Here is a 21,142-nt window from a genome sequence, read left to right as displayed (position 1 = left end):
AGTGCCCTACTCCCAAACCGGTTCCGGCCGGGCCGGAGCGGGTCCGGCCGGAACGGGAGGTGGCGGGTCAGTCCTCCGACGCCAGCGTGACTTCGAGGCCGCCGAGGAGTGTGGCGGCGATGTTGTAGAGGAACGATCCGAGGGTCGCGAGGGCGGTGATGATCAGTACGTCGGCACACGCGAGCAGCGTGGTGAAACCCATCACCTTGCCGGTGTTGATGTAGTTCTCGACCCGGAACGGCTCGCCCGCCGGCGTACCGAGGACTTCCTGCACGGTCGAGTTGATGTTGTCGAACACCCCGGCCGCGCCGATCGCAGACCAGACGATGAACACCGCGACCCAGGTCACGATCCCGAAAGCGATCGCCAGCAGGAACGCCGTCTTCATCACCGACCACGGGTCGATCCGGGACATCCGCAGCCGCGCCTTCCGCGTCTGCGGCCGGCCCGACGCCTTGGCGTCCTTCTCCGCGAGCCGCTCCTGCTTGGCACCGTCCCGCTCGGCCTTGTCGGCCTTCACCGCGGCGGCCTTGTCGAGAACGGCCTGACGCGCCGAGCTCACCCGGTCGCCGAACGACTCGGTCTTCGCCTCGGTCCCGCCGTACGACGGGTTGCCGGCGGCGGGCGTGGTCGTCGATGGGGGCGACCACGGCTCCGGGCGGCCCGGAGTACTCGGGGACGGCGGCTGCGGACGTGCCGGCGTGACACCCGGCGTACCCGGGCGTGCCTGCGGGCGGTACTCGGACGGCCGCTGGCCGTTCGGCGTACCTGTCCGTTGCTGTCCGGTGGCGCCGGGAGCGCCGTTGGAACGACCGTTGGAAGCCGGGTTGGCCGGGGCAGCTGACGGCTTCCCACCCTGCGCTGTGCGCTGGGAGTTGGAGCTGTCGGCCGCACCTTCAGGCCATGTCGGCCTCGCGCGGTTGGTCATCAGTCACCCTCCTGGCCGGCTTCGTCGTCTTCGACGGTAGCCGCGCCGTCCACGTCCGTCGAACGCTCGTCATCATTCTGGACGCTCTCAGAGGTGGATTCGGTTGTCGCTGCGTCCACATTCTGGGCACCTTCAGCGACAGTACCCTCATCGGCCGCCTCCGACTCCTCCTCGGCGACGGTCAGATCGGTGTTCCGGGCGATCGCGACGACCGCGTCGGACTCGCCGACGCCGGCGAACCGGACGCCCATCGTGTCGCGGCCCTTGACCGGGACGCTGTCGACGCGGCTGCGGACGACCTGGCCGCTGGCCTTGATCGCCAGCACCTGGTCCTCTTCGACGACGATGATCGCGCCGACCAGAGAGCCGCGCTCGTCGTTCAGCTTGACCGCCTTGATGCCGAGACCGCCACGGCCCTGCTGCCGGTACTCCGACACCTTCGACCGCTTCGCGTACCCGGCGTCGGTGACCGTGAAGACGAACTGGGTGTCCTCGTCGGCACCCGCCCGGATCACCGACATCGACAGCAGCTCGTCACCGGAGCGGAACTTCATCCCGGTCACGCCGGAGGTGGCGCGGCCCATCGGCCGCAGCTGCTCGTCGTTCGCGGTGAAGCGGATCGACTGGCCCTTACGGGAGACCAGCAGCAGGTCGTCCTCGGCGGTGGCCAGGTCGGCGCCGATCAGCTCGTCGTCCTCCTCGCGGAAGTTGACCGCGATGATGCCGCTCTGCCGGGCCGAGTCGTAGTCGGTCAGCGCAGTCTTCTTCACCAGGCCGCGCTTGGTCGCCAGGACGAGGTACTCGGACTGCTCGTAGTCACGCAGCGTCAGCACCTGCGCGATCTGCTCGTCCGGCTGGAACGAGAGCAGGCCGGCGACGTGCGAGCCCTTCGCGTCCCGCGCGGACTCGGGCAGCTGCCACACCTTGGCCCGGTAGACGCGGCCCTTCGTGGTGAAGAACAGCATCCAGTGGTGGTTCGTGGTGGCGAAGAAGTGGCTGATCTCGTCCTCGGCCCGCAGCGCGGCGCCGCGGACGCCCTTGCCGCCGCGGTTCTGCGTCCGGTACAGGTCGGTCTTGGTCCGCTTCGCGTACCCGCCGCGGGTGATCGTGACGACCACGTCCTCGTCCGGCACCAGGTCCTGCACCGACAGGTCGCCGTCGGCCGCGATGATCTCGGTACGACGCTCGTCGCCGTACTTGGCCACGATCTCGCCGAGCTCGTCCTTGACGATCGAGCGCTGCCGCTCCGGGCTGGCCAGGATGTCCTCGAGGTCGGCGATGATCGCCTCGAGCTCCTGCAACCGCTCGATGATCTTCTGCCGCTCCAGGGCGGCCAGTCGGCGCAGCTGCATGTCCAGGATGGCCTGCGCCTGGATCTCGTCGATGTCGAGCAGCTGGATCAGGCCGGTGCGCGCCTCGTCCACGTCGGGGCTGCGCCGGATCAGCGCGATCACCTCGTCGAGGGCGTCCAGCGCCTTCACGTACCCGCGGTAGATGTGCGCGTTCTTCTCCGCCTCGCGCAGGCGGAAGCGGGTCCGCCGCTGGATGACCTCGATCTGGTGGTCGATCCAGTGGCTGATGAACAGGTCCACGCTCAGGGTGCGCGGTACGCCGTCGACGAGCGCGAGCATGTTGCAGCCGAAGGTGTCCTGCAGCGGGGTGTGCTTGTAGAGGTTGTTCAGTACGACGCGGGGCTGGGCGTCCCGCTTCAGAACGATGACGAGCCGCTGCCCGGTCCGGGACGAGCTGTCGTCGCGGATGTCGGCGATGCCGGTCATCTTGCCGGTGTTCACCAGCTCGGCGATCTTCAGCGCCAGGTTGTCCGGGTTGACCATGTACGGCAGCTGGGTGACGACCAGGCTGGTCCGGCCCTTGGCGTCTTCCTCGATGTCGACGACCGCGCGCATCGTGACCGAACCACGGCCGGTGCGATAGGCGTCGTCGATGCCCTTGTAGCCGACGATCAGCGCGCCGTTCGGGAAGTCCGGGCCCTTGATGTTCTGCAGGCAGGCCGCGAGCAGCTCCTCCCGGGTCGCGTCCGGGTGCTCCAGCGCCCAGTCGACCGCGGCGGCGACCTCGCGCAGGTTGTGCGGCGGGATGTTCGTCGCCATGCCGACCGCGATCCCCGACGAGCCGTTGACCAGCAGGTTCGGGAAGCGGGCCGGCAGGATCACCGGCTCCTGCGACTTGCCGTCGTAGTTGGGCCGGAAGTCGACCGTGTCCTGGTCGATGTCGCGGACGATCTCCATCGCCAGCGGCGCCATCCGGCACTCGGTGTACCGCATCGCGGCGGCCGGGTCGTTGCCCGGTGACCCGAAGTTGCCCTGGCCCTGGATCAGCGGTGCCCGCATCACCCACGGCTGCGCCAGCCGGACCAGGGTGTCGTAGATCGCCGAGTCGCCGTGCGGGTGGTACTGACCCATCACGTCACCGACGATGCGGGAGCACTTGTTGAAACCACGGTCCGGCCGGTAGCCACCGTCGTACATCGCGTAGAGGATGCGGCGGTGCACCGGCTTGAGGCCGTCGCGGACCTCGGGCAGCGCGCGGCCGACGATGACCGCCATCGCGTAGTCGAGGTACGACTGCTGCATCTCGGTCTGCAGGTCGAGGGGCTCGACGCGGTCGTGGCCAGTGGGAGTCTCGGTCATGAAAAGCTCGTCCCGTTCATATCAGTACGTCGGTCAGTGGCGAGATCAGATATCGAGGAAGCGGACGTCCTTGGCGTTGCGCTGGATGAAACTGCGCCGCGCCTCGATGTCGTCGCCCATCAGCGTCTGGAACGTCTCGTCGGCGCGGATCGCGTCGTCCAGCGTGATCTGCAACAGCACCCGGTTGGCCGGGTCCATCGTCGTGTCCCACAGCTCGTTCGCGTTCATCTCGCCCAGACCCTTGTAGCGCTGGATCGGGTTCTCCTTGGGCAGCTTCTTGCCCGCTTCGTAGCCGGCCTCGAGCAGTCCGTCGCGCTCCCGGTCGGTGTACGCGAGCTCGTCGGGCTGGTTGCTCCAGCGGATCTTGTACAGCGGCGGCTGTGCGGCGTACACATGACCGCGCTCGATCAGCGGGCGCATGAAGCGGAACAGCAGGGTCAGCAGCAGGGTCCGGATGTGCTGGCCGTCGACGTCGGCGTCGGCCATGATCACGATCTTGTGGTACCGCAGCTTCTCCTCGTCGAAGTCCTCGTGGATCCCGGTGCCGAGCGCGGAGATGATCGCCTGGACCTCGTTGTTCTGCAGGACCTTGTCGATCCGGGCCTTCTCGACGTTCAGGATCTTGCCGCGGATCGGCAGGATGGCCTGGAACTTCGGGTCCCGGCCGCCCTTCGCGGAGCCGCCCGCCGAGTCACCCTCGACGATGTAGACCTCGCACTCCTCCGGGTTGGTCGACTGGCAGTCGGCCAGCTTGCCCGGCAGACCGCCACCACCCAGCAGGCCCTTGCGGTTGCGGGCCAGGTCGCGGGCCTTGCGGGCCGCGATCCGGGCGCTCGCCGCCGCGGTCGCCTTGCGGATGATCTCGCGGCCCTCGGCCGGGTTCTGCTCGAACCAGGCGCCCAGCTTGTCGTTCACGACCCGCTGGACGAAGCCCTTCACCTCGGTGTTGCCGAGCTTGGTCTTGGTCTGGCCCTCGAACTGCGGCTCGGCCAGCTTGACGGAGATGATCGCGGTCAGGCCCTCGCGGATGTCGTCACCGGTGAGCCTGTCCTCCTTCTTCTTGATCATCCCCTGGTCCTCGCCGAACGAGTTGACCAGCGAGGTGAGCGCGGCCCGGAAGCCCTCTTCGTGGGTGCCGCCCTCGTGCGTGTTGATCGCGTTCGCGAAGGTGTGCACGGACTCCTGGAACGAGCCGCTCCACTGCAGTGCGACCTCGAGGCTCATCGTGTTCTCGGCGGTGGCCGCCTCGAACGAGATCACGTCGCGGTGCACGGTCTCGCGGATGCCCGTCAGGTACTTCACGTAGTCGACCAGGCCGTCGTCGTACTTGAACGACTGCTCCAGCGGCTGGCCGTGCTCGTCGAAGTGGTCCGGGCGCTCGTCCCGGATGACCAGCTCGAGGCCCTTGTTCAGGAACGCGTACTCGCGGAAGCGGGTGGTGAGCGTCTCGTAGGAGTACGTCGTGGTCTCGAAGACGTCCTCGCTGGCCCAGAAGGTGATCGTCGTACCGTTCGACTCCGACGTACCGATCTCGGCCAGGTCGGCGTCCGGGACGCCGTTGGTGAAGGTCTGGGTGTACAGCTTGCCCTTCAGCTTGACGTCGACCTGGAGCCTGGTCGACAGCGCGTTCACGACGGACACGCCGACGCCGTGCAGACCACCGGAGACCTTGTAACCGCCACCGCCGAACTTGCCGCCGGCGTGCAGCACGGTCAGTACGACGGTGACCGCCGGCTTGCCCTCGGACTCGACGATGTCGACCGGGATACCGCGGCCGTTGTCCTCGACGCGGACCCCGCCGTCGGCCAGCAGGGTCACCACGATGCGGTCGCCGAACCCGGCCATCGCCTCGTCGACCGCGTTGTCGACCACCTCGGTCACGAGATGGTGCAGGCCGCGCTCACCGGTGGACCCGATGTACATACCCGGACGCTTCCGGACCGCGTCCAGCCCCTCCAGGACCTGGATCGCGCTCGCGTCGTACTCACGCTCGACGACGTTCGACGGGATCGCGTCGAGCATCGCGGGGAGTGCCTCGCTTGGTGCGGCGGTATCACTGGGGCCGATGGGGTCGGCGGACTGGTTGGCGTCGATCTCGATCGGCTCGTCGGTCACCGGTGATTGTCCTCCTCGGACCCCGCCTTCGCGAGGCATCGCGGCACAGTTGAGCCGCCCTCCACGGTGATGGCAGAGGTGCGGCTCGCTCTACAGGGTCCATTCTACCTGTCGACCGAAGCAGAACCGGCCACCAGTCGCCCGAAACTCACCTCAGGGCGTCTTTTCTCCCTCATCTCCATGTCCCCTCTCGCGGGTGGGGGGCCAGAAAGCGCTCACGGGCACTCAGTGGCCTCCGGTCGTTTCGCCACTGACCTTTCCGGCGATCACCGGTCCAGACCACTGAGGCTGGTTCGGGGCGGGCGCGGGCGGTGCTGCCCGGCGCGCACCCACCGCCCCTTAGGATCGCAGCCGTGGAGAGTCTCGACGAGGTCATCGATGCGATGATCGCCGACCGGGTGATTCACCGGCACCGGCGGATCTGGTTGCTGGTGATCGCCCTCATCGTGGCGGCAGCGCTGGTGGTGCTGGCCACCGGCGGCTGGAAAGAGAAGAAGGGCCGCACGGTCCCGACCCTGCAGGCCCCGGCGACGGTGACGGCCGGCCGGTTCGAGTTCAACTTCACCAAGGCGGAGATCGTCCGGAAGCCGAAGACCGAGTACAGCGAAGCCGAGACCACCTTGAAGGTGTACTTCACCGCCAAGAACATCGACTCCGAGGAACAGAAGAGTGAGTCGGTGGGGCGTGACCTGCTCGCGTTCGTTCCGGGTGGGGGCAACGACCTGGTCGACTCCGACGGCGGTGACTGTCACGACGGCCTCAACTGGCAGTTGGTCTACGGACTGCCGCCGGAAGCGTGCAGCACCAAGTTCAAGGTCGAGCCGGACTTCGCCGCGGACATGGTCGAGATCGGGGTCCTGGGGGAGGAGTACAAGGGCGACAACGGCTCACTCGGGCTGAACGAGAAGCCGTACTGGCAGGGCGCGACCCCGGCCGCCGTCGTCCAACTCAAGCCGACCGTTGTTGTCGACGACGGGAAGAACGGATGAAGCTCTACCGCCCCGCAACCATCCTGGTCGGTCTGCTGTTCGTCCTGCTCGGCGGGGTGATCCGGCTGGCAGGTCCCGACAACGTGCTGGGCGAGGACTCGAACCTGAAGGTCGTGCACGGCACCGTCGGCCAGGCGCTCCCGTACGCCGGCAGCGGGTCGACGGTGAAGGTCGCCCGGATCAAGTTCGCCCGGACGATCGTCAGCGCCGATGCGACTGACGACGACAAGCCGTTCGAGACCAACGGCGTCTTCGTGGCGGTCGAGTGGGACGCCGTCCGCGGCGTGAAGGACCCCGATACGTTCACGCCGACGCTGATCACCGACGGCGGCAGCGTCTACTCCGAGGTCAGCGACCCGAGCGCGAGCAGGATGGACTTCCCCGACGCCGGCTTCGCGAGCACCGGGTCCGTCGTCTTCGAGGCCAACCCGGCCGACCTGAAGGGCCTGACGTTGAGACTCAAGCCGTCCATGCTCTTCAACGTGTACAACTCCGAGATCCGCGTCGACCTGGGCGTCCCGACCGAGGCCATCGCCCAGCAGATGGTCGACGGCGCCGTCGACCAGTACGTCATCAACGACGACGTCGTCCGGGTGGCATCGTGAACCTCGCGAGCCGGGCCAGCCGGCTGGCCGTTCAGCTCTCGCTGATGGTCGCCCTGCTGGGCCTGGGGGTGTTCACGGTGGTCCGTCCCTATCTGAGCGACAGCGAGGACCTGTACAAACAGGGCCGGATCGACGAGGTCGTCAGCCAGGGCCCGGTGACGGTGCAGGACATCGAGTGGAAACTGGACTCGATGAAGGTCTACACCGCGATCCTGAACGAGGACGGCGAAGCGATCGAGCTCGCCGCACCGGCCGGGTCGACGTACGTGCTGGCGACGCTCACGGTGACACCGCGCAAGGGTCTCCAGCTCGGCAGCGACGGATTCAGCTGTGACGCGGTCCTGCGGGACAGCAAGGGCAACACCTGGGACGACACGCAGGCGACCGGTTACCCGTTGCCGACCTACTGCGGCGACGACGACCACCCGTTCACGATGGACAAGCCGGGCAAGGTGGCCAAGGTATACATCGTCCCGAAGAGCGACGTACCGAACCTGATCGGCGTGATCGTCGAGGACTTCTACATCCACCGACGGGTACTGATCACTCCCTGACGGGAAAGCGCCGACAGCGGTCAGGCGTTGGCGGGTGCTGGCTGCCTGACAGGCGGTGCGTTGGCCTCGGCGATCGCGGCGGCCTCGGCGCGGCGCTCCGTGCCGACCGAGATGCACAGGTCGAAGGCGGCTGCCAGGAGCGCGATCCGCAGCGGCTCGAAGAGCAGCCCCTGGATCAGGCCGGCGATCTCGTGGTTCATCAGGCCCCAATGCATCCCGTGAATGCCGAGCATCCGCTGGAACGCCACGAACGCCCAGTCGTTGCCGAGCAGCCAGAACGTGTAGACGAGGCAGACCACGCCGAGGAACACCGGACCGACCCGGACCAGGAGGCGGAACGCGTTGATCGCGGGGTAGAACTTCTCCCGCAGGCCCGCCAGCAGGAGGTCAGGGGCCTTGTAGGTCAGGCCGACCAGCCGGCCACGCTGCGCGGGCTGCTGTTCGGCCTGCGCACCGAGTCTGCGTTCCAGCCGCGTACCGCGGAGGACACCGCCACTCGACAACACCCGGTGGCCGAAGACCACGGTAGTGATCGCGAGCCACGTCAGCGGCTCTGCGACGCCCAGCTTGAACAGCGGCCAGAGCGACTCCCAGAAGAAGCCCCACAGGAACTCGATACCGGCCGGGATCGGGATGTGGATCTTGTCGAAGAAGCCCTTGAAGCCGTCCCACCAGTCCAGCGACCAGTACCAGAAGCTACGGTCCTTGAACCACGCCTTGCCCTGGTTGACCGCGAACGGCGTGATCACGAAGGTGAGCAGCACGAAGAACGCCTCGGCCCAGACCTGGGCGAACTTCACCGGACGGCTCGGCCACCGGTCGTCGATGGCCTGGAACACGCGACGCAGCACCAGCAGCACAGCGAGCGCCGGCAGGTACCCGTGCCAGTTGTGGTTGCCTAGCTTGAAGAACGACGAGCCTTCCTGCAAACCGTTCTGGACCAGGAACGTCGCGCTCAACTGGCTGACCTGCTTGTCGAAGAAGCCCCACGCCGACCAGACCGCGACCAGCGGCAGCAGCGTGACTGCCAGCAACTCGAGCAGGCCACGCTGCGTCGGGTCCGACGTCTCCTCGGCCTCGTTGCTCGCCGCGTCGCGCCAGCGATAGAGCGACATCGCACAGGTCCGGATCATGCCGACCGCCGCCGTGATCTGCAGCAGTACGCCGACCGCGAACAGGCCGGTGCCCATACTCGAGTGTAGGTGCTTCGCCAGCCAGATCGCGCCCTGCGCACACACCATGAAGCCGACGAACCCGGCAAGCCACCAGCTGGTCATGGGTAGGAGGTTCTTCCACCAGAGCCGGAACGTATCTCCGATCAGGTGGACCATCTCACGGAAGCCGTCAACGAGCGTACGCATCGCGCCTGATCCTAAGGCACGCACGGGTGCGCATTCCCAGAGGGAAGGCGCACCCGGCATGCGTCGACGCTGACTATAAGCTATTCGTGAGCTCGATAAACCGTCCTGCTCCCTAGCAGCGTGGTATGGCTCATATCGGTCGCGTAGAACTCAATCTTGACCGAAGCGGCACCTCCCACGACGTCTGCCGGTATCTCCAGGTCATAGCTGTCAGTTCCTTGACAAACGACAGATGAGTACTTGTACAACCCTAGATTGGTGGTTGCCTTCGTGTATCGGCATCCTTGGGTGGTGGAAGGGTCTGAGTTCTGGCCTCCATCCACCTCCACCGATCGGTTGTAGAAGTACACCAATCCTTTGGTGTAGGTCGAGAGTCCTTCGAGATCGTAGCTCCTGGTGACGGTAGTCGTCGCTTCAGCGGTTGTCGGACTGAGGATCGTGCAGAACAGCACGATTGTGAAACTGATGCCGGCTAATAGGCGTCGATACATCTGAGTATCTCCTGTCTCCACGCTCGATGGGATACAACTCGAACTCAGATTCGGTGAAGGGCGCAAGCATCTTGCAGCTTGCTGCAATCGTCATCCGTACGTATCTCGGGGGCCGCGGCCGCCGCGGACGGTGCGGGGGCCCTTGCGCCAGGAGTAGGTGTTCGGGCCGAGGACCTTCACCAAGGAGACGGTTCCTTCGCCGAGTTCGGCGTTCAGCCGGAAGAGTAGTTGCGGGACCAGCAGGTCGAGTTGGACCTTCCACGCGGTCGACGACGTACGGACTGTCAGCACCGTGTCGTCGTACGACTCCGGCTTGCAGTGTTCGGCCATCTCCGGGCCGACGATGGACGGCCAGCGGGCCATCACGCCGTGGACCGCGACGTCGACCTCCCAGCCCTGGTCGCGCATCAGCCGGCCGAGGGTGTTGGTCAGCTGCTGCGGGTCGCGGTCGTCGGGCCGGGCGCTGCTGATCTGGGTGCCGCCGCCGATTCGGGGTCGCCGGCGGCGTTTGACCGGCATGATGCCGCCCTTCGCTGCCTGCTGCTTCAGCCGGGCCGCCAGCGACTTCGCCAGCTCCAAACCTTGCTTGTCGTGATCCGGCTCGATCGCGTCGTCGCTCTCAACGCCGTTCTCAGAGGAATCTGGGGGTTCAGGCACGCTGAACGACCCCTTCACCCACCTCGAAGCGTGCCCCGCTCAGCTCAGTGGGCACGTCCGCACCGACCGCCGCGGTCACCAGTACCTGCTCGGCCGGCGCGACCAGCTCGGCCAGGCGGTTCCGGCGCTGCGTGTCGAGCTCGGCGAACACATCGTCGAGGATCAGCACCGGTTCACCTCCGTCCGCGCGCAGCAGGTCGTACGACGCCAGCCGCAGCGCGAGCGCGAACGACCAGGATTCACCGTGACTCGCGTACCCCTTCGCAGGCAAGTCCCCGAGGCCGAGTACGACGTCGTCGCGGTGCGGACCGACCAGCGACACACCACGGTCGAGCTCGTCCTGCCGCTTCTCCTGCACCGCCGCGAGCAGCACCTCCTCGAGCTGCTCCCGCGACACCACACCCGGCTCGAGCAGCACGGACGCCTTGTACTCGAGCCGCGCATCACCCTTGCCTCGGGCAACAGCGTCGTACGCGCTGGACACCAACGGGCGCAGCGCCTCCAACAACTCCAGGCGGGTCGCCAGCAGCTCGGCGCCGGCGCGCGCGAGGTTCGAGTCCCAGACTTCGAGAGTGCGCAGCTGGCTCTCGGCGGCACTCGTACGGTTCTGCCGACGGGCCTGCGACGCGCTCCGGAGCAACGAGTTCCGTTGCTTGAGCACCCGGTCGTAGTCCTGCCGTACGCCGGCCATCCGCGGCGCCCGCAGCGTCAGCAACTCGTCCAGGAATCGTCGCCGCTCGGACGGATCGCCCTTCACCAGCGCCAGATCCTCCGGCGCGAACAGCACCGTCCGGAGCAGCCCGAGCACTTCGCGTGGCCGTGGCACCGGCGACCGGTTGACCCGGGCCCGATTTGCCTTCCCAGGATTGATTTCCAGCTCGACCACCACGTCGCGGTCGTACTGGCTGCGGATCTCCGTGCGCACGATCGCGCGGGTGGCGCCGGCCCGCACCAGCGGTGCGTCGTTCGCCACCCGGTGCGAACCGAGGGTCGCGGTGTAGTGGATCGCCTCGACCAGGTTGGTCTTGCCGTGACCGTTCGGCCCGACGAAGGACGTCACGCCCGGAGCGAGCTGGACCTCCGCCTGCTGGTAGGACCGGAAGTCGAGCAGACCCAGGGCGGTGACGTACACCTCAGTGCTTGATCGGCGGTGTCGCGTACGACGGGTCGGCGGCCTCGGCGCCCTTCACCGCGTGCCCACCGAACTGGTTCCGCATCGCGGCGATCGCCTTCATCGCCGGCGAGTCGTCCTGCCGGGACGCGAACCGGGCGAACAGCGCGGACGCGATCGCCGGCACCGGTACGGCGAGATCGATCGCGGCCTCGACGGTCCAACGGCCCTCACCGGAGTCGTCGGCGTACCCCTTGATCTTCTCCAGGTGGTTGTCGTCCTCGAGCGCGTTCACCAGCAGGTCGAGCAGCCAGGACCGGATCACGGTGCCCTCGCGCCAGGACTGGAACGCCTGCGGCACGTTGTCCACGATGTCTGACGCCTCGAGCAGCTCGTAGCCCTCGGCGTACGCCTGCATGATCCCGTACTCGATGCCGTTGTGGACCATCTTCGAGAAGTGCCCGGCGCCGACCTTGCCGGCGTGCACGAAACCGAACTCGCCCTCGGGCTTCAGCGCCTCGAAGATCGGCATCACGGTGCCGACGGTGTCCTGGTCGCCGCCGCACATCAGCGCATAGCCGTTCTCCAGGCCCCAGACGCCGCCGGAGACGCCGCAGTCGGCGAACTTGATGCCTTTCTCGGCGAGCTGCGCGGCCCGGCGGGTGTCGTCGGTCCAGCGGCTGTTGCCGCCGTCGATGACGATGTCGCCGGGGGACAGCAGCTCGGCCAGCTCGGTGACGACCGGGTCGATGGCCTGCACCGGGACCATGATCCAGACCACCTTCGGCTGGCCGGCCGCGGTGAGCTTGCCGACCATGTCGGCCAGGTCCTTGGAGTCGGAGATGTCCTGGTTGTGGTCGAACCCGACCACGGTGTGGCCGGCGTTCCGGATCCGCTGGCGCATGTTGCCGCCCATCTTGCCGAGACCGACAAGGCCGAGCTCCATCGTGAATCCCCTTGTTCTGTTGGTGTTCAGCTGTTCAGGCGGACCGGCATCAGCACGTAGCGGAACTCACCGATCGGTTCGCCGTCGAAGTCCGTCACACCGGTCAGTTCGGCCGGTTTCGTCGCCTGCGTGAAGGCCAGGTGCGCAACCGGCGTACCGATCGCACCGAGACCGTCGAGCAGGTACGTCGGGTTGAAGCCTACGGTCACCGGCTCGCCGACGACCCGCGCCTCGAGCGACTCCGACGCCTGCGCCTCGTCACCGCTGCCGGCGTCGAGGGTCACGGTGTCCTCCTCGAACGTCAGCCGGACCGGAGCGTTGCGCTCCGCGACGAGGGCGACGCGCTTGACCGCCTCGACGAGGGTCGCGGTGTCGATCCGGACCCGGGTGGCGATCGCCGCGTCGGTCGGGATGATGCCCCGGACCTTCGGGAACTCGCCGTCCAGCAACCGGGTCGTCGCGCGGCGACTGCCGCCGGCCACCTGACCCTCGAAGCCGACGATGCCGTCACCGCTGCCGGGCGCGGCCAGCGAGACGGTCACGTCCGAACCGGTCATCGCCTTCGCGGTCTCCGAGAGGACGCGGGCCGGAATCAGCGCAGCGGCCGAGGCATCGGGGGACTGCGGGTTCCACTCCAGCTCGCGGATCGCCAACCGGTAGCGGTCGGTGGCCAGCAGGGAGATCGTGGAGCCCTCGATCTCGACCCGGACACCGGTCAGCACCGGCAGCGTGTCCTCCCGGCCGGCCGCGGTCACGACCTGTGAGACGGCCTGGGCGAAGACGTCGGCCTTGACCGTGCCGCTGGCCGCCGGAAGCTCCGGCAGGGCCGGATATTCCTCTGTGGGAAGCGTCTGGAGCGTGAAGCGCGAACTGCCGCAGGTGACCTGTGCCTTCGCGCCGTCGACCGCGAAGTCCACGGGCTGGTTCGGAAGACTCTTGGAGATGTCGGCGACGAGCCGGCCGGAGATCAGGCACTTGCCGGCGTCGGCGACCTGCGCGGGCACCGTCACCCGGACCGAGGTCTCGTAGTCGAAGCCGGACAGGGTGATCTGCCCGTCCTCGGCCTCGACCAGAAGGCCGGCAAGGATCGGGACGCTGGGACGACTGGGCAAACTACGCGCGGCCCAGGCCACCGACTCGGCCAGTACGTCGCGCTCGACGCGAAACTTCACCGCTGGGTGCCTCCTGTTTCGGCTGTGTGCCAGGCAGATCCTGCCACGGACAAAGGTGCTGTGCGCCCATCGGGCCTGACGTGGCGCTTCGGGCGGGTCGCGTCGGCGTCGTTCCGGTTGTCCCGCGAACTGCTGCTCGCGGGGTCACGGGAACAGCCTGACAGGTCCGGCCGACTGGCGCGAGATCGGGGTTTTCCCCAGATCGGGCCGCTCGATCGTTTTCCGGCCTTCGATCTCTCTACAGATTCCATAGTGTTCTTCGCACCGGTGGATACTGTGGAAAAGCCCCGACTTCGCAGGTCAGACCCGGTTTTGGCCTGGGGACGCCGTGTGGACGACGCTCGCTTGTGCTGGGGACGGCCGTGGACGGCGAATTCTGTCCCCACAGGCGGTCCACACCCCAACCGGACCTTTCCACGGCCATACCCACAGTTTTCCACAGCTGTGTCCCCAGGCTGTGTGGTTATTGCTGCTTGGCTTGGTGCTTGATCCGGTTGGTCAGTTCGGTGACCTGATTGAAGACGCTGCGCCGTTCCGACATCAGTTGCCGGATCTTCCGTTCGGCGTGCATCACCGTCGTGTGGTCGCGGCCGCCGAACTGCTGACCGATCTTCGGCAGCGAGAGATCGGTCAGCTCGCGGCACAGGTACATGGCGATCTGACGAGCGGTCACGAGCACCCGGCTACGACTCGAACCGCACAGGTCGTCGATCGAGAGACCGAAGTACGACGCGGTCTGGCCCATGATCATGCTCGCGGTCACCTCGGGCTTGCTGCCTTCGGGAATCAGGTCCTTCAGCACGATCTCGGCGAGGCTCAGGTCGACCGGCTGCCGGTTCAGGCTGGCGAACGCGGTGACGCGGATCAGTGCGCCCTCGAGCTCCCGGATGTTCGTCTGCACCTTCGACGCGATGAACTCCAGCACCTCCGGCGGCGCCGTCAGCCGCTCGGTCGCGGCCTTCTTCCGCAGGATCGCGATCCGGGTCTCGAGGTCCGGCGGCTGGATGTCGGTGATCAGGCCCCACTCGAACCGGTTCCGCAGCCGATCCTCCAACGCCTCCAGGCGTTTCGGCGCGCGGTCGGAGCTGATCACGATCTGCTTGTTCGCGTTGTGCAGCGTGTTGAACGTGTGGAAGAACTCCTCCTGGGTCTGGATCTTGCCTTCCAGGAACTGGATGTCGTCGATCAGCAGTACGTCGACGTCGCGGTACCGGCGCTGGAACTGGGACGCCTTGTCATCGCGGATCGCGTTGATGAAGTCGTTGGTGAACTCTTCGCTGGACACGTACCGCACGCGGGCGCCGGTGTAGAGACTGCGGACGTAGTGCCCGATCGCATGCAGCAGATGGGTCTTGCCCAGACCGGAGTCGCCGTAGATCAGCTGCGGGTTGTACGCCTTGCCCGGCGCCTCGGCGACAGCGACCGCGGCCGCGTGCGCGAACCGGTTCGAGCTGCCGATGACGAAGGTCTCGAAGGTGTACTTCGGGTTCAGCCGAGCCTCACCCTGCGCCTCGGTGGCCGACTGCGTCGAACCGTTCGGCGGCGGGGCGACCGACCCGAGCGGCTGGCCGAACGAGGACTGCGGTTGCTGCTGCTCGTACTGCTGCGGCTGTCGGGCCGGCTGACTGAACTGGTTGTCCGGGTCCGTCAGGGCTGACTGGATGGTCGGCTGGAACGCGCCGTCGGTGCGAAGCGGCTCGCGTACGGCGGGTGGCTGCTGACCCGGCTGCATAGGTTGCTGCATGGGTTGCTGCTGTTGCGGGGCGTGCTGGGAGTGCTGTTGCGGGTGCTGCGCCGGCTGCTGGGTGTACTGCGGTTGCTGGGCAGCCTGCTGCTCGCGGAGCTCCGGGTCGAGCGACGGGTCGACGGTGACGGCGATCCGGATGTCACGGCCGAAGCTCTCGGTGAGGATCCGCTCCAGGTCCGGGCGGAGGCGCGTCTCGAGCTGACCGCGGGTGAAGTCGTCCGGTACGGCGACGATCGCGGTGCTCTCGTGCAGCGTCACCGGCCGCGAGTTGGTCAGCCAGGCCCGCTGGTTCGGCGGCAAACCCGCAAGCACCCGAGCCCAAGCCTCCCCAAGATCCGTAACCGCCCCCACCCGCCCCTGCTGAGGCTGCGCCTGGTGCGGCGCGTGCTGCTGCGGAGTCTGCTGCTGGTGCGGCTGCTGCTGCGGCGCCTGCTGCTGCGGCGCCTGCTGTTGCGGGGCCGACTGCTGTGAGCTGGGCTGCTGCGGGGCCTGCTGGTGCGGCTGCTGCTGCGGAGCTGACTGCTGTGGGCTCGGCTGCTGGGTGTACTGCGGTTGCTGGGCAGGCTGCTGAGCTGGCTGGTGGAACGTGGTCTGTTGAGGAGCTGGGTCCTGCGGCGCGTGCTGTTGTGCGGCGGGCTGTTGATGAGTGGGTTGCTGGGGCGCCTGCTGAGCGGCGGGCTGTTGCGGAGCGGGCTGCTGCGGTGCCTGCTGAGTGGAGGGCTGCGGCAGCTGCTGTTGCGGAACCTGCGAGGGCATGTGCTGCTGCGGCGCATGCTGCTGAGTCACGTGCTGCTCGGCTGGCTGCTGCTCGGCCGGCTGCGGCTGGGCACCTGGCTGCTCGACGCTCGGCTGCTGGTCAGGTGCTTGCTGGTCAGACGTGTGCTCGCCGGCCGCTTGCTGAGCTGGCTCGTGCTCGGCAGGCGTCTGCTCGCCGGCGGCTTGTTGAGTTGGCTCGTGCTGAGTTGGCACCTGGTGGTCTTGGGTGTGCTGCTCCGGGAGCTCGGGGAAGAGCTGGTCGGCGGCCGGCTCTGGAATGGGCTCAGGGAGAGGGAGTTCAGCTGGGTGCGCGGCCGCGCTCTCCTGCGTTGGCCGGCTGTCGGGTGACCACTGGTTGGTGGCTGCGTTGTCCACACGTGCCTCCCCCTCGATCGGTACAGCGCCTGGTGCATTGCCGCCGCCAGTACCCCAATCCGCCGTACCCCAGGCGTTGCTCGCACCGGGGTACTGGTTGACGGCCGGCGCCGCACCGAAGTACGCCGTACCTGCCGTGGACTGTGGTGGGCCGGACGGAAGATCAGTGGCTGCGCGCTCCAGCTCGGAGCGGTAGCCGTACGGAGCCACCGGCGGGGCAGGGCGGTACCCGGCCACCGGCTGCTCGGGCATCGGGATCGGAAGCGACGGGCTCAGATAGTCACCCGGATCCATCCGTGGCATAGGTGTTGGTGTGGGCGTCGGCGCGGCCTCGGGGCGGGGCAGCGGCTCCGGCGCGGGCCGGACCTCGGTGCGGAAGTTCGCCTCGGGCTCGGGACGGATGTCGGCGTCGGGTTCGGGTCGCAGATCCTGCCGGCCGTCGGCGCCGTACTCCGCCCGGTACTCGGCCGTGAATTCCACCGGTGTGAATTCCGCACTGGCGGAATGGTCCTCGACCACGCGTTGCTCCCCGATTTCGTCGCTGCGGTGGCCGGCGCGATCCGGAGTTGATCCCGAGCTGCGCGACCGTTCGACCCGACCACCGTACGGTCTCTGTCCACACGGTTGTCCACAGTTGTGAACGACCGCCGGAGCAGGTTGGTTACCGATCGCGGGGTGTGGGACCTCTGGTGTGAGGGAGTGACGCTAACAAGTCGGAGTAGGCACCTTCAAGCCGTCATCCACAGGCTATGAACAGCAAATTGGGGGCAACCTCCGGCGTGTCGGGTGGACGCCGGAGCGTAGTCGTGGTTCGAAATCGCTCTCTGTCGTCGATCCGATCGGACAGTGACGGATACTGGCGCAAACGGTTGCCCACTATCCTGTCCACAAGCCTGTGGAAAAGTCTGGGGATACCTGGTTTGACCTGTCCACAAGGAGCCACGTACCGTGGATCGGTCGGCTGTTGAGCCGGCCGTTTCGTGCTGCGCTCCCTGCGGGACCCGTTCTCAGGTTCTCCGACGGTGTGCAGGACAGGCACCTTGGACAGATCCAATCAGTGGATTTGTCGACATTTTGTGTTCTCGAGTAACCGGAGTCATTCCAGTGAGCAAGCGGACGTTCCAGCCGAACAACCGTCGTCGGCACAAGAAGCACGGCTTCCGTCTTCGGATGCGTACCCGTGCGGGTCGCGCGATCATCGCTGCCCGCCGTGGCAAGGGTCGTCAGCGCCTCGCGGCCTGAGCGACCCACTTGACGGTGACCACCTCGTGTTGCCCGCGTCGAACCGGTTGCGCCGGTCCGACGACTTCCGTCGCGCCGTCCGGTCCGGACGGCGCGTGGCGCGACGCGTGGTGGTTCTGCATGTGCTGGCGCAGGCCGGTGAGTCCGGCCCCGCGCGCGTCGGATTCGTTGTGAACAAAGCGGTGGGCAACGCGGTTCTGCGGAACCGGGTCCACCGCCGTCTGCGTGCTGTCATGGCGACGCGGCTCTCCGACCTCCCGGCCGGCAGCCTGACCGTCGTCCGCGCACTCCCGTCGTCCGCCACGGCGTCGTACGACGAGCTCGCGGCCGATGTCGACGGTGCCCTGGGCCGGGTGCTGCGGCCATGATGCGCGTGAATCCCGTGCGCAGCGGGATCATCGGTTTCCTGAAGTTGTACCGGCTGCTGATCAGTCCGCTGTACGGACAGGTCTGCAGGTTCTACCCGAGTTGTTCGGCGTATGCCTTGGAAGCGGTCGAACGCCACGGTGCGGTGCGCGGTAGCTGGCTGGCGGGGAGACGACTCCTTCGCTGCCACCCGTGGAACCCCGGAGGCTACGACCCCGTTCCTCCCAGAGATGTCGACCAGCGCGGAGAGTCTGTCTCCGCCAACCAGCCCGGACCGTCAGCCGACGCCGGGCCTGTGCAGCGAGGTGTGTGAGTGACTCTTCTGGCCATCCCCGGGCTCGCGGTGTGGGACGGGATCGTAGACCTGTTCAACACGGTGATGACGCCGCTGTACTGGGCTGTATCCGCCTTGCTGGTCGGGTGGCACTGGCTGCTCAGCCAGGTGTTCGATCCGAACAGCGGCTGGGCCTGGGCGCTCTCGATCGCCGGCCTGACGATCGTCATCCGGACCTTGCTGATCCCGCTGTTCGTCCGGCAGATCCGCTCCAGCCGGAACATGCAGCTGCTGCAGCCGAAGATGAAGGAGCTGCAGAAGAAGTACGGCCACGACCGGGAGAAGCTCGGTCAGGAAATGATGAAGCTGTACAAGGAGACCGGGACGAACCCGTTCTCCTCGTGCCTGCCGCTGCTGCTGCAGTCGCCGATCTTCCTGGCCCTGTTCCGCGTGCTCGACTACGCGTCGAAGGGCAAGACGCACAGCAGCATCATGGACTCGCACGTCCAGTCGCTGCAGCACGCGAAGATCTTCGGTGCCGAGATCTCGCAGACCTTCCTGAAGGCGAACGGCGACGGCGCCGGCAACGTCAAGGTCGTCGCGATCGTGCTGATCATCTTGATGACGGCGACGATGTTCACCACGCAGCTGCAGCTGATGCGCAAGAACATGCCGAAGGAGGCCCTCACCGGCCAGGCCGCGCAGATGCAGAAGATCATGCTGTACGTCTTCCCGATCTTCTTCCTCATCGGTGGCTTCAACTTCCCGATCGGTGTGCTGATCTACTGGTTCGTCTCCAACCTGTGGACGATGGGTCAGCAGTTCTACGTGATCCGCCGCAACCCCGCCCCGGGCACTCCGGCGTACGACTCCATGCAGGCCCGCAAGCGCGAGCACAACCTGCGCCACGGCCGCGCGGCCGACGAGGGCGTTCCGGGTACCGAGGGCGCGGCGACCGACACGGACACCGACACGTCGGACCGTCGTCCGGCGCAGCGTCAGCAGCCGAAGCGGCAGTCGCGCAGCGATCGGAGGACCACCAGCCCGGCGGCGGGTGGCGCGTCCGCGTCGAACAACGGCCAGACGTCCGCTCCGGAGGACACTCCGCGGCCGCAGGACACGCCGAACAAGACTCAGGCCGGTGCTGCCAAGAAGCAGCCGGCCGGCAAGAAGGGTACGGGAGCCAAGCGCCAGCCCGCGGCGAAGTCGGCCGCGCAGAAGAAGGCGGCGCAGAAGCGCTCCGGCGGTTCGCGCTGACCCGCGCAACCCCGAGTTCCCTTTTGCCTTGAATGCCCCGGGTCCCCGTGAGGCGGATCCCGACATGATGAAGGAGTGGCCGTGACTGACGGCATGCAGAACACCGACACGGCGGAGCAGTCCGCCGGTACGAACTCTGCCGACGACCGCCTGAAGGCGCTCGAGGCGGAGAGCGATATCGCGGCGGACTACCTCGAGGAACTGCTCGACATCGCCGATCTCGACGGCGACATCGACATGGACATCGACGGGGACCGCGCCGCGGTCTCCATCGTCGGCGCCGAACTGAACAACCTCGTCGGCGAGAACGGCAAGGTCCTCGAAGCCCTGCAGGAGCTGACCCGGCTGGCCGTCTACCGGGAGACTGGCGAGCGGTCGCGGCTGATGCTCGACGTGTCGAACTACCGGGCGAACCGGAAGGCTGAGCTCGAAGAGGTCGGCCGCAAGGCGGTTGAGGAGGCGAAGGCCACCGGTACGCCGGTGCGCCTCGACCCGATGACGCCGTTCGAGCGCAAGGTCGTCCACGACGTCGTCGCGGCCGCGGGCCTGACATCCGAGTCCGAAGGCGAAGAGCCCCGCCGCCGCGTGGTGGTCCAGCCATGACTGTCCTGCTGTGACTCTACTGATGCCGCGACTCCGTCGCGGCGGGTCATGGGGCTGGAACTCCCGGCCTTCCCTCGTCGCTCCGCTCCTCAGTCCAGACCAGGAGGCCCCATGACCGGGGTTTCACGTGAAACACCGCCGCTCGTGGACAAGCTGTTTCCACGGGCGGCGGTGCCGCTTTCGGCGTACGCCGAGTTGCTGGCCACCGAGGGCACTCTCCGGGGACTGATCGGGCCGCGCGAGGTACCGCGACTCTGGGATCGGCACCTACTGAACTGCGCCGTCGTCGAGCGGCTGATTCCGGAGGGCTCATCGGTCGCCGACGTCGGCACCGGTGCGGGCCTGCCCGGCATCGTGCTCGCGATCGTCCGTCCCGATCTCCACGTTGATCTCATCGAGCCGCTGCTGCGACGCACCACCTTCCTCGAGGAAGCGGTCAACTCGCTCGAGCTCGAGAACGCGACCGTCGTACGCGCGAGGGCCGAGGATCTGCCGCCGGCGTCGTACGACGTGGTGACCTCTCGAGCGGTCGCTCCGCTGGGCAAACTGGCCAGGTGGTGTCTGCCGCTGTGTGTCGAGGGCGGACTCATGCTGGCGATGAAAGGGGCGTCTGCAGAGGAGGAACTGGACGCCTCAGAGCGCGATTTGATGAAGCTCGGCGCAGAGCTTTGTCATATTCACCAACTCGGCGGCGATGAACTGGCCAACCCCACGACTGTGGTGAGTATTGTGGCCGGACGTGCTGCAGGGGGATCCCGGCACGGACGAAACGGGAGGTGAGCGGGTTGGTGAGTCGTGCCCTCGGTTGGCCCGAGAAGAGCACCGGCGTGCCGACGTCGTCACAAGGCATCGGCTGGCCGACCGAACCGGACGCCGCCGTTCGTGTGGTGAGTCAAGAACCCGCTCCCACCACCCCAGCACAGACCTCTTCGACACCGGCTG

General features: G+C 67.2%; 17 protein-coding genes and 1 pseudogene. 9 read left to right on the top strand and 9 right to left on the bottom strand.

Annotated features, from left to right (window positions below; all coding sequences use genetic code 11):
- Nucleotides 1–67 precede the first annotated feature (67 nt).
- Genes ACWF0M_RS15715 through gyrB form a run of 3 tightly spaced genes read right to left on the bottom strand, consistent with a single transcriptional unit; the run spans nucleotide 68 to nucleotide 5,601 of the window.
- Nucleotides 68–928: a DUF3566 domain-containing protein gene (locus ACWF0M_RS15715; RefSeq protein ID WP_452236357.1), complete on the bottom strand. Its 861-nt coding sequence runs from the start codon at nucleotides 926–928 to the stop codon at nucleotides 68–70.
- Nucleotides 928–3,579 (bottom strand): DNA gyrase subunit A, encoded by a 2,652-nt coding sequence (gyrA, locus tag ACWF0M_RS15710; RefSeq protein ID WP_452236356.1) that lies wholly within the window; start codon nucleotides 3,577–3,579, stop codon nucleotides 928–930. The genes ACWF0M_RS15715 and gyrA overlap by 1 nt, the downstream gene beginning before the upstream one ends.
- A 45-nt stretch (nucleotides 3,580–3,624) precedes the next feature.
- Nucleotides 3,625–5,601, bottom strand: a complete 1,977-nt coding sequence (gene gyrB, locus ACWF0M_RS15705) for a DNA topoisomerase (ATP-hydrolyzing) subunit B (RefSeq protein WP_452236419.1) — start codon at nucleotides 5,599–5,601, stop codon at nucleotides 3,625–3,627.
- Nucleotides 5,602–6,047: 446 nt separating this feature from the next.
- Here gyrB and ACWF0M_RS15700 point away from each other — a divergent pair, with 446 nt between their 5' ends.
- From ACWF0M_RS15700 to ACWF0M_RS15690, 3 genes are read left to right on the top strand one after another with little or no spacing between them, the layout of a single operon-like run.
- Nucleotides 6,048–6,683 (top strand): hypothetical protein, encoded by a 636-nt coding sequence (locus ACWF0M_RS15700; protein ID WP_452236355.1) that lies wholly within the window; start codon nucleotides 6,048–6,050, stop codon nucleotides 6,681–6,683.
- Nucleotides 6,680–7,288 carry a hypothetical protein gene (locus ACWF0M_RS15695; RefSeq protein ID WP_452236354.1) on the top strand — a complete coding sequence of 203 codons (609 nt, stop codon included), beginning with the start codon at nucleotides 6,680–6,682 and terminating at the stop codon, nucleotides 7,286–7,288. The genes ACWF0M_RS15700 and ACWF0M_RS15695 overlap by 4 nt, the downstream gene beginning before the upstream one ends.
- On the top strand, nucleotides 7,285–7,842 hold the full coding sequence (locus ACWF0M_RS15690) for a hypothetical protein (protein WP_452236353.1): 558 nt from the start codon (nucleotides 7,285–7,287) through the stop codon (nucleotides 7,840–7,842). Before ACWF0M_RS15695 ends, ACWF0M_RS15690 begins: the two co-directional genes overlap by 4 nt.
- A gap of 20 nt (nucleotides 7,843–7,862) precedes the next feature.
- Here the strand turns inward: ACWF0M_RS15690 and ACWF0M_RS15685 are convergent, their stop codons facing one another.
- The 6 genes from ACWF0M_RS15685 to dnaA all read right to left on the bottom strand — a co-directional run bounded on the left by ACWF0M_RS15685 (nucleotide 7,863) and on the right by dnaA (nucleotide 16,977).
- Nucleotides 7,863–9,203 carry a hypothetical protein gene (locus ACWF0M_RS15685; RefSeq protein WP_452236352.1) on the bottom strand — a complete coding sequence of 447 codons (1,341 nt, stop codon included), beginning with the start codon at nucleotides 9,201–9,203 and terminating at the stop codon, nucleotides 7,863–7,865.
- A 581-nt stretch (nucleotides 9,204–9,784) separates the two neighbouring features.
- Nucleotides 9,785–10,351, bottom strand: coding sequence for a DUF721 domain-containing protein (locus ACWF0M_RS15680; RefSeq protein WP_452236351.1), 567 nt, complete (start codon nucleotides 10,349–10,351; stop codon nucleotides 9,785–9,787).
- Complete coding sequence (recF, locus tag ACWF0M_RS15675; protein WP_452236350.1) at nucleotides 10,344–11,483, bottom strand: DNA replication/repair protein RecF; 1,140 nt, start codon at nucleotides 11,481–11,483, stop codon at nucleotides 10,344–10,346. The genes ACWF0M_RS15680 and recF overlap by 8 nt, the downstream gene beginning before the upstream one ends.
- A 1-nt stretch (nucleotide 11,484) precedes the next feature.
- A complete protein-coding gene (gene gnd, locus ACWF0M_RS15670) occupies nucleotides 11,485–12,408 on the bottom strand; it encodes a phosphogluconate dehydrogenase (NAD(+)-dependent, decarboxylating) (protein WP_452236349.1) in 924 nt (307 codons plus the stop codon).
- Between the two features lie 26 nt (nucleotides 12,409–12,434).
- Nucleotides 12,435–13,580 carry a DNA polymerase III subunit beta gene (dnaN, locus tag ACWF0M_RS15665; protein ID WP_452236348.1) on the bottom strand — a complete coding sequence of 382 codons (1,146 nt, stop codon included), beginning with the start codon at nucleotides 13,578–13,580 and terminating at the stop codon, nucleotides 12,435–12,437.
- A 463-nt stretch (nucleotides 13,581–14,043) separates the two neighbouring features.
- Nucleotides 14,044–16,977 (bottom strand): chromosomal replication initiator protein DnaA, encoded by a 2,934-nt coding sequence (gene dnaA, locus ACWF0M_RS15660; RefSeq protein WP_452236347.1) that lies wholly within the window; start codon nucleotides 16,975–16,977, stop codon nucleotides 14,044–14,046.
- A gap of 585 nt (nucleotides 16,978–17,562) precedes the next feature.
- Between dnaA and rpmH the strand changes: the two genes are divergently transcribed.
- The 6 genes and pseudogenes from rpmH to rsmG all read left to right on the top strand — a co-directional run bounded on the left by rpmH (nucleotide 17,563) and on the right by rsmG (nucleotide 20,980).
- Nucleotides 17,563–17,700: a 50S ribosomal protein L34 gene (gene rpmH, locus ACWF0M_RS15655; protein ID WP_130386492.1), complete on the top strand. Its 138-nt coding sequence runs from the start codon at nucleotides 17,563–17,565 to the stop codon at nucleotides 17,698–17,700.
- A 26-nt stretch (nucleotides 17,701–17,726) separates the two neighbouring features.
- Nucleotides 17,727–18,068, top strand: coding sequence for a ribonuclease P protein component (gene rnpA, locus ACWF0M_RS15650; protein WP_452236346.1), 342 nt, complete (start codon nucleotides 17,727–17,729; stop codon nucleotides 18,066–18,068).
- Nucleotides 18,065–18,379, top strand: coding sequence for a membrane protein insertion efficiency factor YidD (gene yidD, locus ACWF0M_RS15645; RefSeq protein WP_452236345.1), 315 nt, complete (start codon nucleotides 18,065–18,067; stop codon nucleotides 18,377–18,379). Before rnpA ends, yidD begins: the two co-directional genes overlap by 4 nt.
- 9 nt (nucleotides 18,380–18,388) lie before the next feature.
- A pseudogene (gene yidC / locus ACWF0M_RS15640) lies at nucleotides 18,389–19,378 on the top strand (membrane protein insertase YidC); the annotation flags it as partial.
- 300 nt (nucleotides 19,379–19,678) lie between these two features.
- Complete coding sequence (locus tag ACWF0M_RS15635) at nucleotides 19,679–20,200, top strand: Jag family protein (RefSeq protein ID WP_452236344.1); 522 nt, start codon at nucleotides 19,679–19,681, stop codon at nucleotides 20,198–20,200.
- 111 nt (nucleotides 20,201–20,311) lie between these two features.
- A complete protein-coding gene (gene rsmG / locus ACWF0M_RS15630; RefSeq protein ID WP_452236343.1) occupies nucleotides 20,312–20,980 on the top strand; it encodes a 16S rRNA (guanine(527)-N(7))-methyltransferase RsmG in 669 nt (222 codons plus the stop codon).
- The last annotated feature ends 162 nt before the right edge of the window (nucleotides 20,981–21,142 follow it).

The sequence above is a fragment of the Kribbella sp. NPDC055110 genome, from assembly GCF_053607525.1.
Note: the sequence above shows the minus strand (reverse complement) of the source record. Positions and strands in the feature narration are given on the sequence as shown.

Coding starts and splice junctions, on each gene's coding strand:
- ACWF0M_RS15695 (WP_452236354.1), top strand. CDS start 6,680: ATGAAGCTCTACCGCCCCGCAACCATCCTGGTCGGTCTGCTGTTCGTC.
- gnd (WP_452236349.1), bottom strand. CDS start 12,408: ATGGAGCTCGGCCTTGTCGGTCTCGGCAAGATGGGCGGCAACATGCGC.
- ACWF0M_RS15685 (WP_452236352.1), bottom strand. CDS start 9,203: ATGCGTACGCTCGTTGACGGCTTCCGTGAGATGGTCCACCTGATCGGA.
- rsmG (WP_452236343.1), top strand. CDS start 20,312: ATGACCGGGGTTTCACGTGAAACACCGCCGCTCGTGGACAAGCTGTTT.
- gyrB (WP_452236419.1), bottom strand. CDS start 5,601: ATGCTCGACGCGATCCCGTCGAACGTCGTCGAGCGTGAGTACGACGCG.
- gyrA (WP_452236356.1), bottom strand. CDS start 3,579: ATGACCGAGACTCCCACTGGCCACGACCGCGTCGAGCCCCTCGACCTG.
- yidD (WP_452236345.1), top strand. CDS start 18,065: ATGATGCGCGTGAATCCCGTGCGCAGCGGGATCATCGGTTTCCTGAAG.
- ACWF0M_RS15715 (WP_452236357.1), bottom strand. CDS start 928: ATGACCAACCGCGCGAGGCCGACATGGCCTGAAGGTGCGGCCGACAGC.